Source organism: Curtobacterium sp. MCPF17_011 (genome assembly GCF_003234145.1).
GTDB lineage: Bacteria > Actinomycetota > Actinomycetes > Actinomycetales > Microbacteriaceae > Curtobacterium.
This window is the reverse complement of the sequence record NZ_QKSK01000008.1, coordinates 1-25576: the sequence shown is the minus strand read 5'-3', so window position 1 is coordinate 25576 and position 25576 is coordinate 1. Positions and strand designations below refer to the sequence as shown.

Here is a 25576-nt window from a genome sequence, read left to right as displayed (position 1 = left end):
ACCGGGCCCGTCGGCCTTCTGCCGGAGTGGGACCCGCTCAGCTCCGCAGCGTTGCCCGCGGGTACTCGCCGAACTCGTTCCGGTAGGCCGCCGAGAAGCGGCCGAGGTGCGCGAAGCCCCAGCGGCGGGCGACCGTCTGGACGGACGTGCCGGAGGGATCGGCCTGCAGCAGATCCCGGCGGACCCGCTCGAGTCGGGTCCGGAGCAGGTACGTCATCGGCGTCTGGTCCAGGTGCCGCTGGAACGCCTCCTGGGTGGCACGGACACTCAGTCCGGCGGCGCCGGCGATGTCCGAGACGCTCATCGGCTCCGCCACGTGCTCGTGGATGTACTCGACGGCGGCGCGGAGACGTGCCCGTCGGGGCAGCAGCACGGCGGGCGGCAGGGCCGTCACCGTCGGCGGGTACATCCGGAGGAACGCAGCCGCGGTCCCACGCGTCAGGGTGTGCCAGAGCAGGGTGTCGACCCCGCCGGTCCGGAGCTCCCGGGAGAGCAGCGCGAGGCTGTTCCGCCATTGGGTGACGGCTGTGGGGTCGAGCGTGCGGAGGTGGTCGATGCCGAGGTCGGTGACCTGACCGGTGTGGAACATCTCGTCCGCGACCTCGTGCACGAGCGGGCGCGACAGGTGCACGAGCCGTTGGTCGTAGTCCTCGTACTCGAAGACGAACTCACGGCAGGTCGGGAAGAGCATCGGCACGTCGAGCTGCAGTGGCACCCGGTCCTGCGTGACGTCAGGAACCCCCTGCCCGGACGTGATCCACTGCACGACGTAGTCAGGTGAGCGGGGGATCGCTCCGCGGATGTGTCCACCGATCTGGGACCGGCGGAGTGTCACGTCCCGGTCGCCCACCGCGCTGTAACGGTAGGCGAAGGGATGGCTGGTGGTCCGGGCCTGCCATTCGCGTCCGTCGTACAGACGACCGATGTCGGCGACAACCGCGTCGCTCGAGGTCCCGGACGCCTCGATCCGCACGGGTCGCACCGTGTCGGTAGCCCACGTGTTGGTCTCCGCCCGTCGGGCGGTGACGTCGAGCGTGCTGGTCATGATCGTCTCCCTGTCGACCACCGGAGGGCGGTCGGGTCGCTGCTGTCCCTGTCAGCGCTCCGTTGACGTTCGATGCACTGGACGCCGAGCGAAACTCGCTGACTGAAACGGTACCCAGTTGTCCGTCAGGCGTTCAGGGGTTGACGTTCTCGTCATAGAAATGGTAAGGAAGCGACCGCTGACTGCGGGCACCCGGTCCGGTTCCCGCGCGCCGCGCACCGTCGGAGTCGACATCGGCACGGAATCCGGTTCGGGGTACAGGTCTGACCGCGGGAACGGCGCGTTCCTGGAATGCGGCTGGAAGTCGCGACGAGGCCGTGACGAACGTCCTCCCCAGCCCGTCTCATCCGTGAACAGCACCCGCTGGGAACACCCGGCGGGCCACTCGGAAGGAGCCACCATGGCCGACACCACGACCACCCCGACCATCCTCGCCACCAGCGCGACGACGTCGATGGACACCGGCGACCGCGGCGCCACCGGCAAGACCCTCATCGACGACACCGTCGTCTCGAAGGTGGCCGGCATCGCCGCCCGCGAGGTCAACGGCGTCCACAGCCTCGGCGGCGGCGCAGCCCGTGCCATCGGCGCACTCCGGGGCGCCATCGGCCAGCGCGACCTCTCGCAGGGCGTCAAGGTCGAGGTCGGCGAGAAGCAGGTCGCCGCGGACATCACCATCGTCGCCGAGTACCCGGTGCCGCTGCAGCAGGTCGCCGAGGGCGTCCGAGCGTCGGTCTCCCGCGCCATCGAGCAGATCGTCGGCATGGAGGTCGCCGAGGTGAACGTCACGATCCAGGACGTCTTCATCCCGGGTGACGACGACGAGGACGACGACAAGAAGGAGTCGCGAGTCGCATGAGCGCCACACTGAGCGGTGCCCTGATCGGCGCCGTCCTCGCGGTCGTCGCGCTGCAGTTCGGCTTCTGGGGCTTCGTCCTGGTCGTCGTGTTCGCCGCCGTCGGAGCGCTCGTCGCAGCACTCGTCACCGGCCGGATCGACCGGAACGCCCTGACCGACGTGCTGACCGGGCGTCGGAGCTCCCGGTGACCGGCGGCCCGGGCACCGTGCCGGGCCGGGTCGAGATCGCCACGCGCGCCTTGACCTCGTGCGCGCGCGCCGTCGCCGCTGAGCGGCTCGGCGCGCCCGCGAAGCGGGTGCGGGTGGAGCTCGGCGACGCTCACGGGGCGTTGGCCCTGGAGATCACCGGTCCGGTCGCCGCCGGCACCGACCTGGTCCAGGCGGCGACGACCGCAGCGGCCGAGGTCCGGAGTCGCGTCAGCGCCCTCACCGGACGTCGCGTCGGGTCGGCGCGCATCGAACTGACCGGGATCGTGCGCGAGCGCGATGCCCGGGTCCGTTGACGAGGAGAACCCCATGAGCAGCAGTTCCGTCGAACGTCGGCTGCGTCGCCGCAGCGTGTACCGTTCCCGTTCCAGGGCGGTGTCCGCGGCGTTGGTGGTGCTCGTGCTGGTCGCGGCGTGGATCGGCACCGAGTCGGTCCTCCGAGCGATCGGGGCGGCGCCACTGCTGGCCGACCCGCAGACCGCGGTCGACGCCGCACTCCAGCCGGACCCGACCTTCGTCACCCTGATCGAGGTCATCGCCGCGGTGCTCGTCATCGCGGGTGTGGTCCTCGTCGTCCTGGCCCTGAAGCCCGGCCGTCAGCACCGCGCAGTGGTGCCGCACGACCGCGGCGCCGTGGTCATCGACTCGTCGATCATCGCGTCGACCGCCCGGAACGCCGCCGGCGTCGCCGCGGGCGTGCCCGACGCGCACACCGCCGCGAGCGTCCGTGGCGCCCGCACCGAGGTGCACGTCGTCCCGATGTCCGGCATCCCGGTGGACTCGGCAGCCGTCGAGCGCGCCGTCGCCGAACGCCTGGGCCGCCTGGACGACCGGTTCGTCCGCCACGTCACCGTCCGTGTCAGCGAGAAGGGCGCGCTGTCATGACCTCGAGCAACCGCACCCTGAACCGGATCATCCTGTTCGTGCTCGGACTCGTCGCCGTCGTGGTCGGCCTGGCCATGGGCGCCGGAGTCCTGCCGGTCGTCCGTGATGCGCTGCAGCCCTCCCTGACGTTCCCAGACCGCGTGGAGGTCCCCGCGACGTCCCTGTGGATCGTCGCGGCGGCCTGCCTCGTCGTGGTCGTCCTCGCCGTCGTCTGGGTCGTCACACGCGGCCGCGGCGGCACCGCCGTCGCCGTCCGTGAAGCCCAGGGCGATGACGAGGTCACCGTCAACGTGGCCCTCGTCCGCGACGTCATCGACCATGAACTGGCCGGCGTGCACGACGTCGTCTCGTCGAAGGTCGACATGTACACGGTGCGCAAGCAGCGCGCCGCACGGCTGCGTGTCGCGGTCCGCCGGGGCGGGGACGCCGTCACGGTCCTCGACGCCGTCGACTCCGCGATCGCCACCCTCGACCGGACTCTCGGTCGCGAGGTACCGATCCTGGTCCACCTCACTGGCGGCACCCGCTCGGCCATCTCGAAGGCCAAGCGCGTCGTCTGACGGACGTGCCACGGCCCTGCGCGACGGCGCCACCAGCACCAGTTCCCCCCCCCCCCGCCACCAGGCCACCGCGGCCGACTGCTCGACCGCACGAACGTGGTCAGCTACGCACCCCCCGTCATCGCGGTCGCCGCCGAGGTCCGCTCCTCGCAGGTCGGGGCCCCTTCATCGAGCTCGCAGAGTTGACCGACCACGTCGTGTCCGCTGAACGCATCATCAACTGTGTAGTGTGCCTAACTACTTTCCGGAGAGCATGGTGGAGTGGTACACGCAGCACCACGGAAGGACCGGTCAGATGCACTCGACGCCCGCGAGCAACTCATTCGTTGACGGGGACACCCCGACCGAAGCCATCGACATGACCGCTCTGTTCGCAGAGCAGTCGCGAGACGGTCTGCTCGACAGCATCTGATCGGCACAGCCCATCCGGGAGCGTCGATCACGACCGCTCCGCTGCCCCTCCGGGCGGCACACCTGCTCCACGATCGCCACGCTCGTCCTCGGTGTCATCGGCGGCTGGCTCGGCGGCCTCGTCTTCAACGTGGGCTACGACGGCTTCTTCAGCATCCAGTCGTGGATCATCGCGATCGTCGGTGCGATCATCGTCCTCCTCATCTGGGGTGCGATCACCGGTCGTCGCGGCGCCCGCGCCTGACCTCTTTCCCGGCGCTCGTCGCCGGGAACGAAGAGCCCCGCACCGACCGGTGTGGGGCTCTTCGTCATCGGTGGCGCATTTGTCGGTGGTCCGCGGCAGGCTGGGCGCGCATGGACTCAGTCGAACAACCCCTCGTGCACGTCGACCGTCGCGGCATCGCCGTCGACGAAGCGGTCGCGTTCTACGAAGACGTCTACTCGAGCCAGGACATCCACATCGGGGACCCTGCACCCGAGGGGTTCTCGTGGCGGTACCGGGCGGTCGGGGACGACCACGTCACGGTCGGGACCTCGTCCGTCGCTGCCCGCCGCTGGGGGACGATCGACCCCGGCGACGACTACGTGTTGGCATGGGCCTCCGCGCCGGGGATCCTGCTCGACACCGGTTCGTCCGACCCCGTCGACATGCTGCCGGGCGTCCCGGTGATGTACCCGGCCGGCCGGGACTTCGCGTTCAGCGCGGCACCGACCGTGCAGCACGTCATCCGCTTCGACCGGACGTTCCTGCAGTCCGTCGCCGCCGCGCGACAGGGAGACTTGCCAACACCGCTGCAGTTCGCACGCCACCCGGACCCCGCGGCGCTCCGACAACTCCGCGCGGTGGTGTCGGCGTCGGCCGGGGCGCTGCTCGACCCCACGACCGGTCGCGACCGCCGCTCGGCACTCAACACGACCGTCGCGGAGGCCGTCGTCGGCACCTTCGACGCTCGTCCCGTCCCGCCGATGGGACTGCTCAGCGACGGACCGGCGACCATGCGGCTCGCGCAGGAGTGGATGGTGGCGAACGCCCGTCGGCCCATCACGATCACGGACGTCAGTGTCGCCGCCGGGGTCGCCGTGCGGTCCCTGCAGGCGTCGTTCCGTCGGCACACCGGAGCGTCCCCGATGCACTTCCTGCGCCAGGTCCGGCTGCACCGGGTACGCGCCGAGCTCAGCGCAGCCGACCCGGACACCGCCACCGTCGCGCAGATCGCCGTCGGCTGGGGCGTCGGGCACCTCGGCAGGTTCTCGGGCGCCTACGCGGCCACGTTCGGAGAGCCGCCCTCGGCGACGCTCCGCCGCCGTCGGAGCGTGTGACGGGCCACCCGTCGGCTCGGCCCGCTCGGTCGGATCGTTCGTCGTCACCGCCGGCGCGCCGCCGCCGTCCGACAGGCCCGGAGCGCTGCCGGTGCGCGGACCGGACACCGTGTCCAGCGGGCGTACTCCACGGACCCCGTGGCTCGGTCCGGCGGGGTGCGCGGGGGATGCTGTCCCTGCGCCTCCGAACCCTTCGGGTCGGGCGCACCAGCAGGAAGAGCGCACCGTGAACGACCGCGTCAGACCTTCCCTCCACGAACAACGGCTGCAGGCCGGCGAATGGCACCGCCGCGGGCTCAGCCACCCCGACGAGATCGACGCGATGGTCGCCCGCCGCACGGCCGGGTCGACACCCGCCGATCCCACCTACGCGGACTTCCTCACCGTCGTCTGACCCGACCCCCCCCGCACCAGCCTCCGACTGCGTGCGTAGGCTCGACGACATGTCCGACTTCTCCGCAGACCAGGCCGCCGTCGTCCGCATCGAACGCTCCGAAGAGGGCCGGTGGGACCTCACGCTCGTGAGCGACAGCGGTGTCGCGATCGGTCACGGCGTGCACCTGTTCGACCGGTCGCAGGACGACGGCGTCGACGAGCTCGCGGCCGCGCAGCAGTTCGTCGGCGGGTACGGCTGGCGCTTCGAGGGCGACGCCGTGCAGCAGGACGGCCCGGACGCGTTCTGGGCACCGCTGATCCGCGCCTGAGCGGTCCTCTCCACGGTCCGGGTACAGCCCGGACCTCCGCGTTCTGCGGATGACATGATGGCTGCGTGCCACCGATCCACCACGACAACGGGTTCCGCAGACAGCGGTTCACGGACGCGGGCGGCTCGGACTACACGGCGATCTTCCGCTCCGAGTACTCCGGTCAGGACCTCGGGCGTGACACGACCGTCGCCACCGACACCTTCGCGGCCGAGGGCACACGGTACGAGTACTCCGTCATCGGTGACGATGACCTGACACTCCGCACCATGAACGCCCGCGGTGGCCGTCGCGGTGGCGTCATCGGACCCCGCGACGACCACGTGGTGTTCTGGCTGCAGCGCGGTCGCCTCGAGATGCACTTCGCGGACCGGTCACGCGTGATCGAACCGGGCAGCCCCTACATCGCGTCCGCGTCCGAGGCGTACCGCTTCGCATCCGAGGAGACCGTCTACAACGGCGTGCACATCTCCGATGCCTTCCTCCGCAAGACCGCGGGGGAACTCGGTTACCCGATGCCCGACGGGCCGGTCCTGTTCGGCCAGCAGGACGAGCGGGTCGCCCGTCGCGAGCCGCTCCGTCGGTTGCTCGGCGAGGTCAGTCCGACCCTGATGGACGACCGGGTCCGCGGCGCGATGCGGACGGCCCTGAACCGACGGCTCGCGACCGTCGTCCTCGACACCTTCCCGCTCCGCGACCGCGGCGACGAGGTCCCGACCGCCAGTCGCCTGCGGGACGCCATCGCCTTCGTCGAGGAGCACGTCCGAGACCGACCCTCGGTGCCCGCCATCGCCGCCGCCGCGGGCCTGAGTGAGCGCGGCCTGCAGCAGGTCTTCGCGCGCACGCTCGGCGTCACGCCGAACGGGTTCCTCCGCGACCAACGGCTGGACGAGGTCCGGCGGGAGCTCCTCCGCGGAGCGTCGCCGAACAGCGTCCTCGAGGTCGCACGCCGCTGGCGCTTCACGAACCCCAGCCGCTTCGCGACCGCCTACCGTGCCCGGTTCGGGGAGGGCCCTTCGGCGACGCTCCGGGCGGCCACCGCGCAGCGCCCCGACGGCCGGTCCTCGTGGCGGATCCGCCAGGCGGTGGGCTACATCGAGGCGCACCTCGACGTCGGCTGCACGGTCGCCGACATCGCCGCGGCCGCCGGTCTGCGTCCCCGGCGGCTCCAGCAGCTCTTCAAGGAGGAACGGGGCACGACGCCGACCGCCTTCCTCCGCGACCTGCGCGCGCTCCGTCGGTCCGGCGACCGCTCCTGAGCCGCGCTCTCGGGTGTCGGTCGCGGGGCGACCGACACCGGACGGGAGGCTCGGATCACGGCCGCCACGTGCCTCCCGTCCGCCGTACGGCCGACCACGACGTCCTCGGTGCGGGCTGCGTCCCCGACCGGCCGGTCGTTCCGCAGACGTCTCGGGCCGTCAGCGGCCGGTGACGAGCGCGACCATCTCGGCGACGACGGCGCGGAGGCGCGTGGCCAGGTCCGCCTGGTCCAGCACGGTGAAGCGGTGTGCGACCTCGGTGAGGGCCGACATCACCAGGGCGACGGCGGTCCGGGCGGTGTCCTCGTCGGTCCGCGTGGTGACGGCGGCGACGAGCGACTTCCGGGACTCGGCCATCCAGCGCATCACCATCGGGGCCATCTCCGGGCGGCGGACCAGCAGCTCCTTCGTGCGGGCGCGGTCCGCGGCGAGCGGGACGGTGTGGGCGACGAGGTCGCAGACGTCGTCGACCAGTGGCCCGTCGGCGGCGGCGAACCGGTCGCGGACGGAGTCGGGGACGTCGACGGTGTCGAGACCGATCGCGGCGTGGGCCTTCGACGAGAAGTAGTTGAAGAAGGTGCGCGGGGAGACGTCGGCGTCGGCGCAGATCTGCTCGACGGTGACGCCGTCCAGGCCGTGGTCGGTGATGCGGGTGAGGGCCGCGTCGTGGATCGCCTGCCGGGTCTGCTGCTTCTTGCGTTCGCGGAGCGTGCAGGGCTCGCTGTTGCCGTCGACCGCAGTGCTGTCGTGTGCGGGTGCTGCCGTGGGGGACACGGGCGACCTCCGGTGGGGGAGAAGTGGGGCGGGCCGCCCGCGCTGCCGGTCGGGACCGGTGTGCGCGGGCGGCCCGGGTGGTCACCGACGCTGGGTCGGTGTGGAGCCGGTCATCGGACCGGTGAAGGAGCCGGCTTCGGCCGCGGCCAGGCCGGCGTCGGCCTCGAGCTGTGCCTCGGCGGACATGTCCGCCTGCTCCTGCAGGGCCGAGCGCTGGCGCAGCGGCGGCACCTTGAAGAACCAGGTGAGCACGAACGCGAGCAGGATCACGCCGAGTCCGACCCAGTAGATCGTGACGGACGAGGCGTTGAAGCCGGCCATGAACGGGCGGGTCAGCCGGGAGTCGGCTCCGGTCAGGAACGAGGTGTCGTTCGTGGCCGAGGCGCTCGAGTCGTCGTTCGCGCCCTCGTCGATCTGCTTGACGAGGTCGGGGACGACCTGGTCGACCCAGTAGGTGCGCTGTCCGGCGTCGGTCCAGTCGACCGCGAGCCGTCCGTCGACGACGCTGGCGTGCGCCCGATCGGCAGCCGTCGCGAGTGCGGTGGCCTCGGCCTGCGGGGTGGCGTCGGCGACCTGCTGGGCGATCACGGTCGGGGCGGCGGCCGGCGGGATCGTCCCGGCGGTGACCTGCGCCTGGACCGCAGCAGTGACCTGCTGGGTGACGGCCTGGTCGGCGGCCTGCTTCGCGGCGGTGGTGCCGCGGGCGAGCCCGGAGTCGATCTCGTCCTGGATCGGGTCGACGATCGGGTCCCAGATCTGGTCCATCACGCCCTGGTTGGCCTTCGCGCTGGCGACGGTCGGGTTGAGCGCCGCGTCGAGTGCGTCGGTCAGGTCGGCCTTGTTCGCGGTGGCGTGCACGATGTTGGCGGGCATCACCGAGAACAGGATCGAGAGGAGCACGGCGGTGCCGAGCGTGCCACCGATCTGGCGGAAGAAGGTCGCCGAGCTGGTCGCGACGCCCATGTCCTTGGCCTCGACGGAGCCCTGTGACGCGAGCGTCAGGGACTGCATGACCGAACCGAGTCCGAGACCGATGAGGAACATGCCGATCATCAGGAACCAGAGCGGCTTGTCGATCGTCATGAAGGTCAGGACGACGTAGCCGGCGGACACCAGCGCGGTGCCGATGACCGGGAAGATCCGGTAGCGGCCGACGCGGGCGACGATCTGACCCGAGGTGATCGAGGCGATCATCAGGCCGCCGACCAGGGGGAGCGTGGCGAAGCCGGACTCGGTCGGGCTGAGACCGACGACGATCTGCAGGTACAGCGGGATGGTCAGCATGGCACCGAACATCGCGAAACCGACGAGGAAGCCGATGACGGTCGCCATCGAGAACGTGCCCGAGCGGAAGAGCTTCAGCGGGATGATCGCCGCGTCGCCCATCTTCGACTCGATGAGCAGCAGTGCGACGAGGCCGACGGCGCCGATGACGTAGCAGGCGAGTGCGGCGGGGGAGCCCCAGCCCCAGGTGCGGCCCTGTTCTGCGACGAGCAGCAGCGGGACGAGGGTGACGATGACCGAGGTCGCGCCCCACCAGTCGACGACCGGCTTGTCCCGCTTGTCGTGCACCTTGGGCAGGTGCAGGAACACGATCACCATGGCGAGCGCGGCGATGCCGATCGGCACGTTGATGAGGAGCACCCAGCGCCAGCCGGTGATGAAGAGGATCTCGGACGCGCCGGCGAGCAGGCCGCCGATGAGCGGGCCGATGACCGAGGAGATGCCGAACACGGCGAGGAAGTAGCCCTGGTACTTCGCGCGCTCACGCGGGGCGAGGATGTCGCCCATGATCGCGAGCGGCAGCGACATCAGCGCGCCGGCCCCGATGCCCTGGACCGCGCGGAAGGCGGCGAGCATGAGCATCGACGTGGACATCGACGACAGCACGGCGCCGACGATGAAGACCACGATGCCGAAGATGTAGAGCGGCCGGCGGCCGAAGATGTCGGAGAGCTTGCCGTAGATCGGCGTCGCGATCGTCGAGGTGATCAGGTAGGCGGTGGTGACCCAGGCCTGCTGGTCGAGACCGTGCAGGTCGTCCCCGATGGTGCGGATCGCGGTGCCGAAGACCGTCTGCCCGAGGGAGGACAGGAACATGCCCGCCATCAGCCCGTAGATGACGAGCAGGATCTGACGGTGGGTCATCAGGGGTTGCTGACCGGGCGCACCGGGGGTGGTGGCGCTCCGGCCCGGCACCGGCGTCTGTGCGGTGGCTGTTGACAATGCGGGTCCTTCTGGTTCGACGTGCCGGACGGCGAGTGCGCCGTCGGGCGGAGGCGAGGCGGGTGCGTGGGCCACGGAGGGGCCGCTGCGCAACCTGAAACCTTGCAGGCTCCGCAACTTTACATCCGTTGCGTTCTGCAAGCAACTAGTTGGCGCGTCATACGATGTCGCCGTGCCCGAGGACGACCGGAACGACGACGACGACCGAGCCGAGGCCGAGCGGCTGCTCCGCCGGCAGCTCGACCGGCTCTGGGTGCGGCAGACCCTGCGCACCGTGCTCATCGAGCAGTCCGGCGGCCTCGACCCGACCGCGCGGGTGATCCTCCGGGCCGTCGAGCGACTGGGGGAGGTCCGCTCGACCGCCGTCGCGGAACGCACCGGACTGTCGCGCCCGGTGGTCAGTCGGCGGATCGCCGGGCTCGTCGAGGCCGGGTACGTCCGCACGGCACCGGACCCGGACGACGGCCGCGCGGCCCTGCTCGGCCTGGCACCGGCCGGACGCGCCCTGCTGGACGGACTCGACGCGCAGGGGGATGCCGTGTTCGACGACGTCACGAGCGTCTTCCAGGGCGACGAGTTGCGCGACTTCGCCCGGCTCCTCACCCGGTTCAACGACCGTGCCGCCGAGGTGCTCGGCGCCGGCGGCGAGGGCGGGGGCATCGGGGGTGCCGACACCGCGGGCACCGACACCGCGGGCACCGACACCGCGGACGGCGAACCGGCTCCGTAGCGGAGTCCTCGGCTCAGGCCAGCCCGGCCAGGACCCGGTCGACGACCTCGGCCGGCCCACCCTCGCCGTGCTGCGCCCACCAGGTCAGCGCGGCGTCCGCCGCCGCCGCGAAGACCGCGCAGCGCACCCGGACGTCGAGGTCCTCCTCGGACACCCCGTCCCGCCCGGCCACGAACGTGATCAGCGTCCGTTCGAGTTCGGTGACGAAGAAGGCCCCCTCCTGCGCGAGACTCGGGTTCGCCCGGATCACGCGGAGTCGTCGCCGCGTCACCTCGACGGCGTCCTCCGGGAAGGTCGCCGCGATCCGGTACGAGGCGCGGAGAGCGGTCGCCGAGGGCTCGTCGTCCGGTCGCTCGTCGAGGGCGTCCTCGAACCGCTCCCGGAAGGCGTCGAGGCCGCCCCACACCAGCGAGCCCTTGGTGGGGAAGAGCCGGAACAGGGAGCGTCGACTGATCCCGGCCTCGGTCGCGACGTCGTCCATCGAGACGGCGTCGTACGTGCGCTCGTCGAACATCCGGAGCGCGACGAGGGACACCACGTCCGGGTCGATCGTGCGGGGACGGCCCGTGGTGCGATCGCTCATGGCTCCCTTTCGGCACTGAGTGCTACAACTGTGGTGCGCAGGCAGCGCCACGCAAGGAGGAGACACCATGACCGACACCACCGCCGGACGGTTCGCCGGCTCGACCATCATCGTCACCGGAGCGGGATCCGGCATCGGACGCGCCACGGCCACCCGCATCGCGCAGGAGGGCGGCCGCGTCATCGCCACCGACGTCGTCGCCGACCGCCTCGACGCGCTCCGGACCGAACTCGAGGGTCTCGACGTCCAGACCGTCGTCGGGGACGTCGCCGCGAGTGACACCATCGACGCGCTCATCGCCGCCGCCGGCGACCACGTCGACGGGCTGGCCAACGTCGCCGGGATCATGGACGCCTTCCTGCCGCCGGACGAGGTCGACGACGCCACCTGGGAGCGTGTCTTCAGCGTCAACGTCACCGGCCCGATGCGCCTGACCCGCGCCGTGCTGCCGCTGATGATCGCGGCCGGCAAGGGCTCCGTCGTCAACGTCGCGTCCGAGGCGGCGCTCAAGGCCTCTGCCGCGGGTGCGGCCTACACGTCGTCCAAGCACGCCATCGCCGGCTACACCAAGAGCGTCGCGTTCTTCCACGGCCCCCAGGGCATCCGCGCCAACGCGGTCGCTCCGGGTGCGGTCGCGACCAACATCGAGGCGCCGATGAAGAGCGAGTACGCGGCCCGCCGGGTCGGCCCGATCATGCAGACCACCATCCCGCCGGTCGCCCAGCCGGAGCAGCTCGCCGCCGCCATCACCTGGCTGCTCAGCGACGACTCCGCGAACGTCAACGGGGCGGTCCTGCCGAGCGACGGCGGCTGGTCGGTCGTCTGACGCGACCCCGGACCGGACGGGAGGCCCGTGGCGGCGCCGCCACGGGCCTCCCGTCCGAATGCGGAAGCCGGCCGAAACGGGATACCGTACTCCCATGAGCACCGAGAACACCACACCGACCGAGACCGTCGACGAGGAGCCCGTGATCACCTTCGCCGACCTCGGGCTCAGCGAACCCGTCCTCAAGGCCGTCAGGGACATCGGGTACGAGACCCCCTCCGCCATCCAGGCGGCCACCATCCCGATCCTGCTCGAGGGCCGCGACGTCGTCGGCCTCGCCCAGACCGGTACCGGCAAGACGGCCGCCTTCGCGCTGCCCGTCCTGTCCCGCATGGAGTCCGGCGCGAAGCTGCCGCAGGCGCTCGTGCTGTCCCCGACCCGTGAGCTCGCGCTCCAGGTCTGCGAGGCGTTCGAGCAGTACGCCTCCCACATGAAGAACGTCCACGTCCTCCCCGTCTACGGCGGCCAGGCGTACGGCGTGCAGCTGTCCGCCCTGCGACGCGGCGTCGACGTCGTCGTGGGCACGCCCGGTCGCATCATGGACCACATCGCGAAGGGCACGCTCGACCTGTCCGAGCTGAAGTACCTGGTGCTCGACGAGGCCGACGAGATGCTCAAGATGGGCTTCGCCGAGGACGTCGAGACGATCCTCGCCGAGACGCCGGACACCAAGCAGGTCGCGCTGTTCTCGGCCACGATGCCCGCGCAGATCCGACGCATCTCGAAGCAGTACCTCAACGACCCCGCCGAGATCACGGTGAAGGCCAAGACCACCACCTCGGCGAACACGACGCAGCGCTACCTCGTCGTGTCGTACCCGCAGAAGGTCGACGCACTCACCCGCATCCTCGAGGTCGAGGACTTCGAGGGCATGATCGTCTTCGTCCGCACCAAGAGCGAGACCGAGACCCTGGCCGAGAAGCTCCGGGCCCGCGGGTACGCCGCCGCCGCCATCAGCGGTGACGTCGCCCAGGCCCAGCGTGAGCGGACCGTCAACCAGCTGAAGTCCGGCAAGCTCGACATCCTGGTCGCCACCGACGTCGCCGCCCGTGGCCTCGACGTCGACCGGATCACGCACGTGGTGAACTTCGACATCCCGATCGACACCGAGTCCTACGTGCACCGCATCGGTCGCACCGGGCGTGCCGGCCGTTCGGGTGCCGCGATCAGCTTCGTGACCCCGCGCGAGCGTCGCCTGCTCACCGCGATCGAGAAGGCCACCCGTCAGCCGCTCACGCAGATGCAGCTGCCGAGCGTCGAGGACGTCAACTCCACGCGTCTGACCCGCTTCGACGACGCCATCACCGCGGCGCTCGAGCAGCAGACCCGCGTCAGCGCGTTCCGCGACATCATCGGTCACTACGTCGAGCACCACGACGTGCCGGAGTCCGACGTCGCTGCGGCGCTCGCGGTCGTGGCGCAGGGGGACACCCCGCTGCTCCTCGACCCGGCCGACGACCGTGCGCGCCAGCAGATCGAGCGCGACGAGCGTCGCAGCCGTGACGATCGCCCCGCCCGGGACGGCGACCGCGATCGGGAGCGCGACGGCGGTGACCGTCGTCGTCGCTCGGTGCCGATGACCGCCTACCGCATCGAGGTCGGCCGTCGCCACCGCGTCGAGCCGCGCCAGATCGTCGGAGCCCTCGCGAACGAGGGCGGCCTGCGTCGTGACGACTTCGGTGCCATCCAGATCCGCCCGGACTTCTCGGTCGTCGAGCTGCCGTCGGACATGGGCTCGGACGTCCTCGACCGCCTGCGCGACACCAGGATCAGCGGCAAGCTCATCGAGATCCAGCCGGACCGTCGTGGCAGCATCCGTCGCGACAGCGGCACGCGTCGTGACGGCGCCCCCTACGGCGACCGGGGCTCGCGTGACGACCGTGGCGGCTACGGCGACACCCGCAAGCCGCGGCAGACCCGCGACGACCGCGACTGAGACGGTCGTGCGCTGATGCGCACATCCGCCTGACGGGAGGCCCGACACCATCTGGTGGCGGGCCTCCCGTCATGTCTGTGGAGAACCTGGTCCGTCGGCTCTGCGAGCCGGTATGGTGGGCGACGTCAGAGCCTCCGGGGGATCTTCTGCGCGGGGGTGCAGGTACGAAGAGAATGAGGGGTTCACCATGTCGCGTGTGCTTTCGACCGAACAGGCGAAGACCGCCATCCGTCAGATCCAGTCCATCGTGAACGGTGGGTTCACGGACCAGATCTCGCAGCTCGACGCCCAGGGGCGCATCCTGTCCGACTCGAACGTGTGGGACGGCCCGCTGGCGTCGAACTTCCGTGGGTCGACCTGGCCCGAGACGAAGGCTGCGCTGGACAAGGCGAAGACCGAACTCGAGCAGCTCCGCACGCAGCTCGACAAGATCTCGCAGGACATCTTCACCGCGGGTGGCGGCGCGTAAGCAGCTGCTCGGACAGCGCCCGGGCCGTCGACCAGTTCGACGGGCCGGGCTGCTGTCGTCTGCAGGGGTCGTGTCACGTGCACGACCAGCACCACCACGACGAGCACCACCAGCACGATCAGCACGATCAGGACGACGACCGGGGGACGGCACATGAGCGACTTGCACGGGGCAGCACCACTCGAGTTCGACAACGGGACGGCCGATGCGCTCATCGCGGAGCTGACGTCCACCGCCGATGCGATCGAGGGTCAGTCCGCCAGCCGCTCGTCGTACGTCACCACCGCGGCGAGGGACTTCCGGGGACACTTCGCCGACCTCTTCGGTCAGAACGCCACGACCGCCGCGACCGACGCCACCCGGCTCACCGGGACCCTCCGCGACGTCGCGGGCTGGGTCCGGATCCTGAAGACCGCGGCGGAGCAGGAGAACGCCCGACGCAAGCGTGCTCGCGACTGGCAGAAGGAACACGACGAACGCAACCTGCTCGAGGTCGGCCACGACTGGCTGTTCGGTGAGGACAAGCCGCCGTCGGAGGCCCCGGAGCCCGAGCCGGTGTTCCAGGCGAGCACACCACCCGCCGGCACGCGTCAGACGCCCACTCCGGGTTCCGGTGGTGGCGGGAGCGGCGGGACGTCCTCCGCCCGGCCGGCCGACCTCCGCTCCTTCGCCACGGGGTCATCCGACCTCAACGGGCAGCTGACGGGCCGCGGTTCGGCGCTCCGTGGCAAGCTCGACGACTTCGCCAGCCGCTGCAAGTGGGGGTCGATCAGCGCGCACGGGGTCGCCACCGCGATCGACGGCTGGTTGACCGCCAACGACGCCGACGTGACGTGGGCGAACACCGTGGCGTCGGCGTTCGAGGCAGCGGGCGGCAGCGGTTCGGTGTCGACGGTGTCCGACGTCGCCCTCGCGGCCGCGCTGCAGGGGGCCGGGGTCTCCGCCGAGCGGTCCGGCCTGACGATCGAACCCCCGCAGGCCTTCGGTGCGCCGCCCACGACGGGCTACTCCCTGGACCCGGTCAACACCGCGACCGGCAACTTCCTCGAGTCGGAACTCGACCTCGGCTTCACCGGGGCGTCCGAGCAGCTCCGGCTCACCCGCATGTACAACTCGCTCGACGACCGCGTCGGGGTGTTCGGCCGCGGATGGGCCTCCGTCCTCGAGACCGGTCTGGCCGTCGACGACGAGGGTGCGAGCCTGACCCAGGCCGACGGCCGGGTGCTCCGGTTCCCGCGGGACGGCGAGGGCTGGGACCGCGCCGTCGGTGAGCACGTCCGACTCACGCACGAGGGCGACCAGCTCGTCGTCCGCGACTCCGACGGTGGATGGTGGGCGTTCTCCCCGTCCGGGACCTGGCTCGCCGCCGGCACCGGTCCTGGTACGACGGTCCGGGTCGATCGGAGCGCCGACGGCACCGTCTCCCGTCTCGCGAACGAGCGCGGACGCTGGATCGACGTCGAGTCGCTGGACGGTCGGGTCGTCGTGGCCCGCGGCTCGGACGGCCGCAGGGTCGAGTACCAGTACGACGACGCCGGACAGCTCACGCACGTGCACGCTCCGGCGGGCACCCGCACCTACGAGTGGGTAGACGGCCTGGTCGTCGCGGTCGTCGACGAACACGGCGTGGTGGAGGCCCGCAACACCTACGACGACCGCCGCCGCGTCGTCGAGCAGGTCACCCCGCACGGCCGCACCGTGCGCTTCGCCTACCTGCCCGGACGCGTCACCGTGGTCTCCGACCCGGACGGCTCCCGGTCGAACACGTGGATCGCGGACGCGAAGGGCCGACTCGTGGGGGTCGTGGACACCGACGACGCCCGCCAGTCGATGCACTACGACGCACGCGGTCGCCTGGTCTCGGTCACGGACCGCGACGGCTCGGTCACCGTCCATGCCATCGACGACCGCGGCCGCCGGACCCGGACGGTCACGCCGTCGGGTGCGGACATCACCTACGGGTACGACGACCAGGACCGCGTGACCACCGTCGTCACCGAGACCGGCTCCGTCGTGACCTACGAGTACACCGGTGACGACCGTGACCCGTCGGTCGTCGTCGACCCCGAGGGCGGGCGCAGCGAACTCACCTGGGAACGCGGACTGCTCCGGCGCGCGGTCGACCCCACGGGTGTCGCCGTCGAGCTCGAACACGACGAGCACGGCGAACTCGTGGCGACCCGGAACGCCCTCGGCGACGTCCTGCGCATCGAGCGAGACGCCGCCGGACGACCGACCGCGGTGACCACCCCCTCCGGTGCCCGCACCGAGTACCGGTTCGACGCGGCCGGACGCCTGACCTCCCGTCGCGACGCCGACGGCGCCGAGTGGACCTTCGAACACGAGGGCTCCCGGATCGTCGCCGTGACCGACCCCACCGGTGCCCGCACGGCCTACGGGTACGGGGCGAACGGTGAAGCCGAGCGCACCACCGACCCGCTCGGACGCACCGTCACCCGCACGTTCGACGACCTCGGCAACGTCGCCGCGCTCGAGCTCCCCGACGGCGGCCGCTGGACCTTCGAGCACGACCCGCTCTCCCGCCTCCGTGCGACCGTCGACCCCGACGGCAACGTCTGGCGCCGCGACCACGACCGGAACGGTGCACTCACCGGGATCACCGACCCCACGGGCGTCAGCGTGGAGGGCACCACCGACGTCGCCACGGGCGTCACGACGTTGCGGGACGCCTTCGGCACCACGACGGTCCGCCACGACGAGTACGGCCGACCGGTCGAGACCACCGGCGACGACGGTGGCGCTGAACTGGTCACCTACGACCGCTGCGGTCGGCCCGTGGAACTGGTCGACGGCGAGGGCGGTCTGACCCGACTCGAGCGCGACCTGGCCGGCCGGGTGACCGCCGTCGTCAGCCCCACCGGCGCCCGGACGACCTACGAGTACGACGCCTGCGGTCGACCGTCCGCCAGCACGGACCCGCTCGGTGGACGGACCGAGCTCGGGTACGACGCCGACGGGCGCACCGTCACCAGGACCCTGCCGACCGGTGACGTCGAACGCACCACCTACGACGCCGTCGGACGGGTGACCACGCGGATCACCCCCGGCGCCGGCACGGCCCGCTACCGCTGGGACGGCGCCGGCCGACTGGTCGGCGTCCAGGACGTCCGATCCGGGCAGCGCCGGTTCCGCTACGACGCCGCCGGGCAGCTCGTCGAGGCGGTCAACGGACTCGGAGGCGTGACCCGGTTCACACACGACCTCCGCGGTCGGGTGACGAGCGTCACCGACCCGCTCGGTGGCGTGACGACCTACCGGTACGACGGCGCCGACCGGATCGTCGCCGTGACCGATCCGCTCGGCCGTGAGACCGCGGCCACGTACGACGCCGCCGGCCGCCAGACCGGGCAGACCGACCCCGACGGGCACACCACCACGTGGTCCTTCGACTCCTCGGGGCGACAGCACACCGTCGCGGTCGACGGCCGCACCGTGTCCGAGGTCCGATTCGACCGTGCCGCCCGCACCGTCGTGGTCACCGACCACAGCGGTGGAGACGGCCGCGCCTTCGACCACGAACTCCAGCACGACGGCCGGGGACTGCTCGTCCGACGCAGCCGCGGTGACCGGTCCGTCACGTGGGAGTACGACGCCGACGGCAACCGCACGGCCCGCACCGAGCCCGACGGCACGCGCACCACCTACCGTCGCGACGCTGCCGGCCGGCTCGTCGGCGTGGAGCGGGTGGGCCTCCCGCTCGTCTCGTTCGTCCTCGACCCCGCCGGACGCCCCGTCCAGGCCGCGGTCGGCGACGTCGTGCACGCCTGGAGCTGGGAGAACGGCCGACTGGTCGCCCACACCACCACGACGACCGACGGCGTCGACACCACCCGGATCGAGCACGACGCCGACGACCGCATCCGTGCCGTGGTGCAGGGCGGGGCGACGACGTCGTACGTGCACGACGACGCCGGACAGCTCGTCCGTGCCGAGCACGCCGACGGCACCGCCACCGCATGGGAGTACGACCCCGCCGGCCGCCTCGTCGCCGAGCGGCTGGCGGACCGCCTGCTGCGCCACGAGCACGACGCCGCCGGCACGCTCCTCGCGAGCACCGACGACGCGACGGGCGAACGCGTCGAGTACGTCTCCGACGGGCTCGGTCGCCGCGTCCGTCGCACGGCCACCGACGGTACGACCACGGAGTACGCGTGGGATGACCTCGGCTACCTGGCCGCCGTCGTCGACCGCGACGCTGCGTACGCCGAGACCGGTGCGCACCGACTCCGCGTCGACGTCCTCGGCGAACCGCTCGAGGTCGACGGTGCCGAGACGTGGTGGGACAGCGCGTCCCCGACCCCGTCGCTGCTGTCGATCGGCGGCCTGCACGTCCTCGGCCTCCCGGGCGGCATCACGGCGCTCGGCGACGACTGGTCGCAGCCCACCTGGCGGGCTGCGCGCGCGACCGACACGGCGGACCCGTGGGGTGTGCTCAGCGCGGCCACGGGCCTCCAGGCCGCACCCGCGCTACCGACCGGCGTCGACCTGACGGTGACGGGCGGGCTCGCCGTCGCGGGCCTGGAATGGCTCGGCGCACGTGTGTACGACCCGTCTGCCCGCGGGTTCCTGTCGGTCGACCCGCTGCCGCCGGTGATGGGTACGGCGTGGTCCGGCAACCCCTACGCCTACGCGGGGAACGATCCGCTGCACGCCGTCGATCCGCTGGGGCTCCGGCCGGCGACGGACGCCGACCTGCAGGCGTACCAGGACGAGCACGGCAGCCACTGGGAGTACGTCGTGGCCGGAGCTGCCGGTGGGTTAGGGGTGATCCTCGGTGTGGGACTGCTCATGACCGGCATCGGTGGCCCGGCCGGTATCGCCCTGATGGCCGCCTCTGGAGGGCTCGTGAGCGGTGCGCTGTCCACGGCTTCACAGAAGGCCCAGCACGGGTCGGTCGACTGGGGCAAGGTCGGTCTCGACACGGCGGTCGGTGCGGTCACCGGCGCGCTAGGCGGCGGTGCCGCGATGTTCGGCAAGGCAGCCATGGCCGCGGCACCGGCAGGTCGAGCAGCTGGAGCAGCTGCCGTCAACGCGGCCGTCAATGGCGGGGTCGGAGCCCTAGGAGGCGCAGGAACCTACCTCGCCGAGCACGGCGGCAAAGTGGAGAACTGGTGGGAGCTTGCCGGTGCCACGGTCGGCGGCGGGCTAGCCGCCGGCGCGAGCGGATTGGCGGGACCCGCTGGTGGAACGATCGCGGCGAGATTCGGACACGACGTGACGGGGCACGTTGCGAACGCCAGCGCTCTGGCCATCACTGGGGTGTCCTCGTCCGTCGGCGAAGCTGCCAAGGAGATCATCTCAGGCGACGACCTGAACCCGTCGAAGATAGCGACGAGTGGTGTCTCCGGGACAGCGCTCTCGGCTGCATTCGCCAAGTGGACGCCGAGCATGCACGGCGTCGACACGCTCGCGCAAGTGCCGTTGTTCCACCCGGGGACGCTCAAGGGAGCGTTGAACCCGATGCGAACCAACACGCGTGCCTTGTGGGGGAGCGCAGGCCTGGGTGCGACTACCGGTGGTGGGTTCGACATGCTGAGCAATGCCCTGACGGGTGGAGATTGATCTTGATGCCGGGCAGTAGAACTGCGAGGCGACCGTTGAAGGACCACGCGCTGGTGTGGCGGGTCACGACGCTGGTGTTCGTCGTCATTGTGGCTACCTGGTTGACCGTTTGGATCGCTCAAGTCCCGGTGGCCAAAGCAGCGGCGGCAGGGGTGATCGGGTTGGCCTACGGGTTCTTGTTGGGCTTCCTCGAACCTCGTCAGGCTCTGATACGAGCGATCATCCCCTTCACGATCCCCGCTGGCTTCATCGTCTTGGTCGGAATCGGCGGTGTCTTCCGCGCATCATCGATGATGTGGCTCCTGACGGCGGCGGTTGCCGTCGAGTACGGCAGATCTGCACGTGGCCGACTCCGCCGAACATCGAGCGATCCGAGCGGCGAAGCGTAGGTCTCGTGTCGTGTCGTGTCGTGTCGTCTCGTGTCGTGTCGTGTCGTGACCGCGACGTGACAAAGTGTGGTAGCTGCAAGTACATCGGGCGATGAGCAAAGTGAGCGGTGTTCGGCAGTCAGCGCACCTTCATCCGCTGCATGTCGCAGTCAGGCCGGAAGGGACTGTACCCAGCGGGTCAAACCGCGGAGTTCCTCATCGTGCAGGATGAGTGGGGGCGGCGTGTCCATAGCAGCCGGAAGCATCAGCAGAGTTTCGGCCGGCACCTGAGTCGTCCACGGCTCCGCTGCTGACGACGGACCAGCGGCCTCCGGCCAGCACAAGAACATCAGTGGTGAGCTCGACGATTCGGCGATTCCCTGCTGCTTCCGCAGGACACGATCGAGATCTGAGACCCGGAACTGCGCACTCAACTGAACAGTACGGACGACGACGGAACGAACCAAGCGTCGTCGTCGACCGACGGCGAGTGGTGCCCACTCAGCTCGGGCAGACGTGCCGAGCCATGGCGCAACCTCGGTCAGCGCCCACGCGGGCGGCTCTGGGCTCTTGATCTGCCGGAGACGATCGAACACCGCTTCAGCATAGGCGTCTGCCCCGATTGATCGAACTGGTCTGGAGAGGGGAAGACCGCTGTCGGCGGGATCAGCGGCGCCCCGGTTGCGGCGGGATGGAGGTTCAGGCCGCGCCGTAGCGCGGGCCGCCACTGCCGCTTCAGCGTCACGTATGGCCAGCGCGGCAGCAGTCGCAGACAAGGCGCTGGCGCGGACAGCGACTCTCGGGCTCAACGTGTCGGCCAGCGTCGGCGGCGTCACGGGCATCGTCACCGACACCGCGCACCTCACTCTCCAGAACAGTGGGTACTACCCGCAATGACGCAGACGAAGCGCTGGCGTGGACAGCGACAGCATCCGGTGAACGTGATCGCGGCGGTGTGCCTGCTGGTCGTGGGTATCGGTGTCCCAGTCGGCGTCGCGGGCGGGCACGCCGCTCTTCTCGCCCCCTACCTGGCGGTGGGTTTCGTCGCCGGACTCGTCTGGGGAGGAAGTGTGTTCGCACTGCTCCGACCGGTGACGGCGTCGTTGCTCCTCGTCGTGGGGATCTTCGGCGCGATGGTCCTCTTCACCCGTGTCCTCGACGGGTGGGATGCGGCCCTGCTGCCGTGGATCACGTGCAGTTTTGCCGGGTCTGTCTTCGGCGCGCACCTGCGGTCGATGGTGGAACGTCGCCGCGTCTGACCTGAGGTCAGCGGGGGAGCGTGTGCACCCACTCGCGGAACGAGTTCAGTGCTGGTCCCAGCAGCTGCACCGTCGGCGGCGTCTCCAGCGGATCGACGAGCAGGGTCAGGCTCTCCGCGGGAGCATCGTGGAGCCAACGCCCGGCGGGTGAGTCGTCAGCGGCGTCGTCCGGCCACATCAGGAAGGCGATCGGCGGCTGGTTGACGTTCTCGGCGGTGTTGAGGTCGTGGTCGACGAGCTGCTGGACCTCACGTACCGCGAACACCGGTGAGACCGTGCCGTCGAAGAGCATGACGCCCGGGATGGTCTTGCCCTTGCGGCCGATCGGCAGCGGGACGCACTGCGCCGAGACGCCGTCCGACTGCCAGGGCGCCAGCGTGCCGAGATCGACCGGTTCCGTGTCGCGTCGTGCTCGTCCGAACATGGGGCGAGTCTAGGCTCCCGGTGTGCGGGGGCGGCTGGAACGACTGGCGGACGCGGTCGACGCGATCGTGCCACTGGTGCGCGAGGTCGACGACGTCGGCGGCCATGCCGCGGAGCGCTTCCAGGGGCACGCCGACCGGCTGCGGAGGGACGAGCTCACCCGCTCTCAGCGGAACGTGGCCCTCCGTGACCTCGAGGCGCTGCTCGGTGCCGGCTCCGGACGGCTCTCCGACCGGTACCTGGTGCACGACGACGGCCGCCCGGACCTCGAGCGGTCCGGGCGGTTCAGCGAACTGGTCGGCCGGATCCGTTCGCAGGCCTGGTGGCTCCGACACGCCCCGTTCTGACGACCCTGTCCTGCACCGTTCGGAGTCGGGGTGGCGGCGTCCCCAGATCGGGGCGTCGTGCTGACAGGTGCCGCCCCGCTGCGGTAGACAAGACAGCACGCCGGAGTCGACCCGAACGACGCCGAGCGGACGGTGCCGCCCGTGGACCCTGGATCCGCCGATGACACCGTTGCCAGACCCGTGCGCGGCGACCGCGTGCACGGGGCTTCGGGGATCAGGAGGGGACGCCGTGCACCGCAGGGACGGTTCGACAGGGGTGCGCCGATGACGGCGTTGGACATCGGGCGACGCGACCGTCGTCGACTGACCGTCGGCACGCCCCGACGCCGACTCCTGGCGGTCCGGACCGTCGCCGTGCTCGCCGCGGTGTCCGGCCTGAACTACGTCGGATGGCGCTGGGTCGCATCGGTGAACTGGCACTCGTGGTGGATCGCCGTGCCGTTGATCCTGGCCGAGACGTACAGCGTGATCGACTCGGTGCTGTTCGCGTTCGGGGCGTGGAAGCTCCGCGAGCGCGGGGAACCACCGACGAAGCCGAGCACCGACGTGACGGTCGACGTCTTCATCACCACCTACAACGAACCGATCGACCTGGTGATGCGCACCGCCCTGGCCGCGAAGGCGATCACGCACCCCCACACGACGTGGATCCTCGACGACGGCAACCGCCCCGAGATGCGTGCCGCTGCCGAGGCCGAGGGGCTCGGGGTGATCACCCGCGGCAAGGACTGGGTCGACCGTCCGCGGCACGCCAAGGCCGGCAACCTCAACAACGCCCTGCTCGCGACGCAGGGGGAGTTCCTGCTCATCCTCGACGCGGACCAGGTACCGGAACCATCGATCCTCGACCGCACCCTCGGGTACTTCAAGGACGAGCGGATGGCCCTCGTGCAGACCCCGCAGTGGTTCGAGAACGTCCCCGACTCGGACCCGCTCGGCAGCCAGGCACCCCTGTTCTACGGGCCGATCCAGCAGTCGAAGGACGGCTGGAACGCCGCGTTCTTCTGCGGGTCGAACGCGATCCTCCGGCGCGAGGCCCTGATGCAGCTCGGGATCACGCGGTACGTGCGCGAGGTCGAGACCAGTGTCCAGCGGACCATCAAGACCGCGAAGAAGCTCCTCGGTCGCTCCCGCGAGACCGAGACGGACGAGCGCGTCCTCGTCGCCCTCGACGACGCAGAGGCGGTCGTCGACCGTGCCCGTGAGGATGTCGAGGCCGGCGAACCGCTGGGCGACGTGACCTACCGGTTCCAGCGCGGCATCGACGCGATCGCGTTCCGGTTCGCCGCCGCCGACCTGGAGTCGGTGCGCGCCGACCTGCAGGAACTCGCGGCGATGTCGACCGACGCGAACACCTTCGCCGGTCTCGACGACGCCGCGCTCGACGTCCTCGGACAGCGGGGTGCGTCCCCGGTGGCCGCGATCGAGTCGATCGCGGTGCTCGCCCGTGCCCTCGACGTGGACCGCGACGACGAGGCGCAGGCGATCATGCCGCTGGCCACGATCTCCGTGACCGAGGACATGGCGACCGCGATGCGCCTGCACGGCCTCGGCTGGCGTTCCGCGTACCACGACGAGATCCTCGCCAAGGGGCTCGCGCCGGAGGACCTCGAGACCATGCTCGTCCAGCGGCTCCGCTGGGCGCAGGGCACCATGCAGGTCTTCTTCCGCGAGAACCCCCTGGTGCAGAAGGGCCTGTCGTTCGGACAGCGCCTGATGTACTTCTCGACCATGTGGAGCTACCTGTCCGGCTTCGCCGCCGTGGTCTACATCGCCGCCCCGGTGCTCTGCCTGTCGTTCGGTGTCGTGCCGGTCCAGGCCTACAGCTCCGACTTCTTCGCCCGGCTCATCCCGTTCCTGGTGCTGAACCAGCTGCTGTTCTGGGTGGTCGCCGCGGGCAGACCGACATGGCGCGGACAGCAGTACTCGCTGGCGCTGTTCCCGGTGTGGATCGAGTCCGTCACGAGCGCGTTCGAGAACGTGTTCCGCGGTCGGCCGCTCGGCTTCCGCGTGACGCCGAAGGTCCGCGACACCACCGATGCGAAGCCGCGCTGGGACCTGGTGAAGCCGCAGCTCATCGCGATGGGGGCGCTCGCCGCCGCCCTGGTGATGATCGGGATCCGGTACCTGACCGGGCAGGCGGAGGGCATCGCGCCCCTGGTCAACACGGCCTGGGTCGTCTTCGACCTGTTCATCTTCAGCATCGTGATCCGGGCGGTCCGGTACCGCGGGCCCGAGACCCCGGTGCCCCTGGAGCACGAGTCCACGACGGTCGGAGGACCACTGTGAGCACGCACGCGAGCATCGACGTCCCCGCGGTCCCGGCGTCGCTCGACACCGTGCAGGACACCTTCGCCGCCTGGTGGGACGGCCAGGGCATCGACGACCCCACGATGCGGTTCCGGTTGGAGACCGCCCTGGTGGAGGTCGCCGCGAACGTCATCGAGCACACCCGTCGGTCGGACACGCAGGAGGGCCGTCGGTTCGTCCTCGACCTGACCGCTCGGGACACCGAGCTCGTCGCCGTCCTGTCGGACAACGGCATGCCCGCGGACATCGACCTCAGCGCCGTGACGATGGCCGACCCGGAAGACGAGGGCGGCCGAGGGCTGGCGCTGGCGATCGCGGCGCTCGACCGCCTCGACCACCACCACGAGGGTGGGCGGAACGTGTGGGTGCTGGTGTGCGCTCGCTGAGGCAGCTCGGGACGCGGGTCGTCGCCCTCCTGGTCGTCCTCGGTGTGCTCCTGCTCGGCGGAGCCCTGCCGGCGACCGCCACCCCGACGCCCACCCCGACAGCCGCC

Annotated in this window: 25 protein-coding genes; 20 read left to right on the top strand and 5 right to left on the bottom strand. The window is 70.9% G+C overall.

Going from position 1 to position 25576, the window contains the following annotated elements; all coding sequences use genetic code 11:
* Positions 1-37: 37 nt before the first annotated feature.
* Positions 38-1045 (bottom strand): AraC family transcriptional regulator, encoded by a 1008-nt coding sequence (locus DEJ25_RS11200; RefSeq protein ID WP_146236779.1) that lies wholly within the window; start codon positions 1043-1045, stop codon positions 38-40.
* 400 nt (positions 1046-1445) lie between these two features.
* Here DEJ25_RS11200 and DEJ25_RS11195 point away from each other — a divergent pair, with 400 nt between their 5' ends.
* The 10 genes from DEJ25_RS11195 to DEJ25_RS11150 all read left to right on the top strand — a co-directional run bounded on the left by DEJ25_RS11195 (position 1446) and on the right by DEJ25_RS11150 (position 7249).
* Positions 1446-1904 (top strand): Asp23/Gls24 family envelope stress response protein, encoded by a 459-nt coding sequence (locus DEJ25_RS11195; protein WP_110904287.1) that lies wholly within the window; start codon positions 1446-1448, stop codon positions 1902-1904.
* Positions 1901-2092, top strand: a complete 192-nt coding sequence (locus DEJ25_RS11190; protein ID WP_110904288.1) for a hypothetical protein — start codon at positions 1901-1903, stop codon at positions 2090-2092. Before DEJ25_RS11195 ends, DEJ25_RS11190 begins: the two co-directional genes overlap by 4 nt.
* A complete protein-coding gene (locus DEJ25_RS11185; protein ID WP_110904289.1) occupies positions 2089-2406 on the top strand; it encodes a hypothetical protein in 318 nt (105 codons plus the stop codon). Before DEJ25_RS11190 ends, DEJ25_RS11185 begins: the two co-directional genes overlap by 4 nt.
* A gap of 13 nt (positions 2407-2419) precedes the next feature.
* A complete protein-coding gene (locus DEJ25_RS11180) occupies positions 2420-2995 on the top strand; it encodes a DUF6286 domain-containing protein (RefSeq protein ID WP_146236780.1) in 576 nt (191 codons plus the stop codon).
* On the top strand, positions 2992-3555 hold the full coding sequence (locus DEJ25_RS11175) for a hypothetical protein (RefSeq protein ID WP_110904291.1): 564 nt from the start codon (positions 2992-2994) through the stop codon (positions 3553-3555). The genes DEJ25_RS11180 and DEJ25_RS11175 overlap by 4 nt, the downstream gene beginning before the upstream one ends.
* 424 nt (positions 3556-3979) lie before the next feature.
* Positions 3980-4210 carry a GlsB/YeaQ/YmgE family stress response membrane protein gene (locus DEJ25_RS11165; RefSeq protein WP_111044714.1) on the top strand — a complete coding sequence of 77 codons (231 nt, stop codon included), beginning with the start codon at positions 3980-3982 and terminating at the stop codon, positions 4208-4210.
* A 110-nt stretch (positions 4211-4320) separates the two neighbouring features.
* Positions 4321-5286: a helix-turn-helix domain-containing protein gene (locus DEJ25_RS11160; RefSeq protein ID WP_111044713.1), complete on the top strand. Its 966-nt coding sequence runs from the start codon at positions 4321-4323 to the stop codon at positions 5284-5286.
* Positions 5287-5512: 226 nt separating this feature from the next.
* A complete protein-coding gene (locus DEJ25_RS16725) occupies positions 5513-5680 on the top strand; it encodes a hypothetical protein (protein WP_181427417.1) in 168 nt (55 codons plus the stop codon).
* A gap of 49 nt (positions 5681-5729) precedes the next feature.
* Entirely contained in the window at positions 5730-5990 is a 261-nt protein-coding gene (locus tag DEJ25_RS11155) for a hypothetical protein (protein WP_110904294.1), read from the top strand.
* A gap of 65 nt (positions 5991-6055) precedes the next feature.
* A complete protein-coding gene (locus tag DEJ25_RS11150) occupies positions 6056-7249 on the top strand; it encodes an AraC family transcriptional regulator (RefSeq protein ID WP_111044712.1) in 1194 nt (397 codons plus the stop codon).
* 159 nt (positions 7250-7408) lie between these two features.
* On the opposite strand, the gene DEJ25_RS11145 is transcribed toward DEJ25_RS11150, so the two are convergent.
* Positions 7409-8023: a TetR/AcrR family transcriptional regulator gene (locus DEJ25_RS11145; protein WP_111044711.1), complete on the bottom strand. Its 615-nt coding sequence runs from the start codon at positions 8021-8023 to the stop codon at positions 7409-7411.
* A gap of 81 nt (positions 8024-8104) precedes the next feature.
* Positions 8105-10171, bottom strand: a complete 2067-nt coding sequence (locus DEJ25_RS11140; protein ID WP_111044710.1) for an MDR family MFS transporter — start codon at positions 10169-10171, stop codon at positions 8105-8107.
* A gap of 250 nt (positions 10172-10421) precedes the next feature.
* Between DEJ25_RS11140 and DEJ25_RS11135 the strand changes: the two genes are divergently transcribed.
* Positions 10422-10979 (top strand): MarR family winged helix-turn-helix transcriptional regulator, encoded by a 558-nt coding sequence (locus tag DEJ25_RS11135; RefSeq protein ID WP_181427416.1) that lies wholly within the window; start codon positions 10422-10424, stop codon positions 10977-10979.
* A 13-nt stretch (positions 10980-10992) separates the two neighbouring features.
* Here DEJ25_RS11135 and DEJ25_RS11130 read toward each other — a convergent pair whose 3' ends face one another.
* On the bottom strand, positions 10993-11562 hold the full coding sequence (locus tag DEJ25_RS11130; RefSeq protein WP_258366145.1) for a TetR/AcrR family transcriptional regulator: 570 nt from the start codon (positions 11560-11562) through the stop codon (positions 10993-10995).
* Positions 11563-11629: 67 nt separating this feature from the next.
* Here DEJ25_RS11130 and DEJ25_RS11125 point away from each other — a divergent pair, with 67 nt between their 5' ends.
* The 6 genes from DEJ25_RS11125 (at position 11630) to DEJ25_RS11100 (ending at position 22003) form a co-directional block, all read left to right on the top strand.
* On the top strand, positions 11630-12388 hold the full coding sequence (locus tag DEJ25_RS11125) for an SDR family NAD(P)-dependent oxidoreductase (protein WP_111044707.1): 759 nt from the start codon (positions 11630-11632) through the stop codon (positions 12386-12388).
* 94 nt (positions 12389-12482) lie between these two features.
* On the top strand, positions 12483-14324 hold the full coding sequence (locus DEJ25_RS11120; RefSeq protein ID WP_111044706.1) for a DEAD/DEAH box helicase: 1842 nt from the start codon (positions 12483-12485) through the stop codon (positions 14322-14324).
* 187 nt (positions 14325-14511) lie between these two features.
* The gene (locus DEJ25_RS11115; protein ID WP_110824133.1) at positions 14512-14793 is read left to right on the top strand and encodes a pyrophosphorylase; all 282 of its coding nucleotides are present in this window, start codon (positions 14512-14514) and stop codon (positions 14791-14793) included.
* A gap of 153 nt (positions 14794-14946) precedes the next feature.
* Positions 14947-20376, top strand: a complete 5430-nt coding sequence (locus tag DEJ25_RS11110; RefSeq protein ID WP_111044705.1) for a DUF6531 domain-containing protein — start codon at positions 14947-14949, stop codon at positions 20374-20376.
* Between the two features lie 35 nt (positions 20377-20411).
* On the top strand, positions 20412-20765 hold the full coding sequence (locus DEJ25_RS11105) for a hypothetical protein (protein WP_146236781.1): 354 nt from the start codon (positions 20412-20414) through the stop codon (positions 20763-20765).
* Positions 20766-21637: 872 nt separating this feature from the next.
* Positions 21638-22003, top strand: coding sequence for a hypothetical protein (locus DEJ25_RS11100; protein ID WP_146240670.1), 366 nt, complete (start codon positions 21638-21640; stop codon positions 22001-22003).
* A 7-nt stretch (positions 22004-22010) separates the two neighbouring features.
* Here the strand turns inward: DEJ25_RS11100 and DEJ25_RS11095 are convergent, their stop codons facing one another.
* The gene (locus DEJ25_RS11095) at positions 22011-22427 is read right to left on the bottom strand and encodes a hypothetical protein (RefSeq protein ID WP_110904305.1); all 417 of its coding nucleotides are present in this window, start codon (positions 22425-22427) and stop codon (positions 22011-22013) included.
* A gap of 22 nt (positions 22428-22449) precedes the next feature.
* Between DEJ25_RS11095 and DEJ25_RS11090 the strand changes: the two genes are divergently transcribed.
* The 3 genes from DEJ25_RS11090 to DEJ25_RS16720 all read left to right on the top strand — a co-directional run bounded on the left by DEJ25_RS11090 (position 22450) and on the right by DEJ25_RS16720 (position 25469).
* Positions 22450-22773 (top strand): hypothetical protein, encoded by a 324-nt coding sequence (locus DEJ25_RS11090; RefSeq protein ID WP_111044703.1) that lies wholly within the window; start codon positions 22450-22452, stop codon positions 22771-22773.
* A 264-nt stretch (positions 22774-23037) separates the two neighbouring features.
* The gene (locus tag DEJ25_RS11085; protein ID WP_111044702.1) at positions 23038-25062 is read left to right on the top strand and encodes a glycosyltransferase; all 2025 of its coding nucleotides are present in this window, start codon (positions 23038-23040) and stop codon (positions 25060-25062) included.
* The gene (locus DEJ25_RS16720; protein ID WP_110905280.1) at positions 25059-25469 is read left to right on the top strand and encodes an ATP-binding protein; all 411 of its coding nucleotides are present in this window, start codon (positions 25059-25061) and stop codon (positions 25467-25469) included. Before DEJ25_RS11085 ends, DEJ25_RS16720 begins: the two co-directional genes overlap by 4 nt.
* Positions 25470-25576: the final 107 nt, after the last annotated feature.

Coding starts and splice junctions, on each gene's coding strand:
- DEJ25_RS11200 (WP_146236779.1), bottom strand. CDS start 1,045: ATGACCAGCACGCTCGACGTCACCGCCCGACGGGCGGAGACCAACACG.
- DEJ25_RS11195 (WP_110904287.1), top strand. CDS start 1,446: ATGGCCGACACCACGACCACCCCGACCATCCTCGCCACCAGCGCGACG.
- DEJ25_RS11190 (WP_110904288.1), top strand. CDS start 1,901: ATGAGCGCCACACTGAGCGGTGCCCTGATCGGCGCCGTCCTCGCGGTC.
- DEJ25_RS11180 (WP_146236780.1), top strand. CDS start 2,420: ATGAGCAGCAGTTCCGTCGAACGTCGGCTGCGTCGCCGCAGCGTGTAC.
- DEJ25_RS11175 (WP_110904291.1), top strand. CDS start 2,992: ATGACCTCGAGCAACCGCACCCTGAACCGGATCATCCTGTTCGTGCTC.
- DEJ25_RS11160 (WP_111044713.1), top strand. CDS start 4,321: ATGGACTCAGTCGAACAACCCCTCGTGCACGTCGACCGTCGCGGCATC.
- DEJ25_RS11155 (WP_110904294.1), top strand. CDS start 5,730: ATGTCCGACTTCTCCGCAGACCAGGCCGCCGTCGTCCGCATCGAACGC.
- DEJ25_RS11140 (WP_111044710.1), bottom strand. CDS start 10,171: ATGACCCACCGTCAGATCCTGCTCGTCATCTACGGGCTGATGGCGGGC.
- DEJ25_RS11130 (WP_258366145.1), bottom strand. CDS start 11,562: ATGAGCGATCGCACCACGGGCCGTCCCCGCACGATCGACCCGGACGTG.
- DEJ25_RS11125 (WP_111044707.1), top strand. CDS start 11,630: ATGACCGACACCACCGCCGGACGGTTCGCCGGCTCGACCATCATCGTC.
- DEJ25_RS11120 (WP_111044706.1), top strand. CDS start 12,483: ATGAGCACCGAGAACACCACACCGACCGAGACCGTCGACGAGGAGCCC.
- DEJ25_RS11115 (WP_110824133.1), top strand. CDS start 14,512: ATGTCGCGTGTGCTTTCGACCGAACAGGCGAAGACCGCCATCCGTCAG.
- DEJ25_RS11110 (WP_111044705.1), top strand. CDS start 14,947: ATGAGCGACTTGCACGGGGCAGCACCACTCGAGTTCGACAACGGGACG.
- DEJ25_RS11100 (WP_146240670.1), top strand. CDS start 21,638: ATGACGCAGACGAAGCGCTGGCGTGGACAGCGACAGCATCCGGTGAAC.
- DEJ25_RS11095 (WP_110904305.1), bottom strand. CDS start 22,427: ATGTTCGGACGAGCACGACGCGACACGGAACCGGTCGATCTCGGCACG.
- DEJ25_RS11085 (WP_111044702.1), top strand. CDS start 23,038: ATGACGGCGTTGGACATCGGGCGACGCGACCGTCGTCGACTGACCGTC.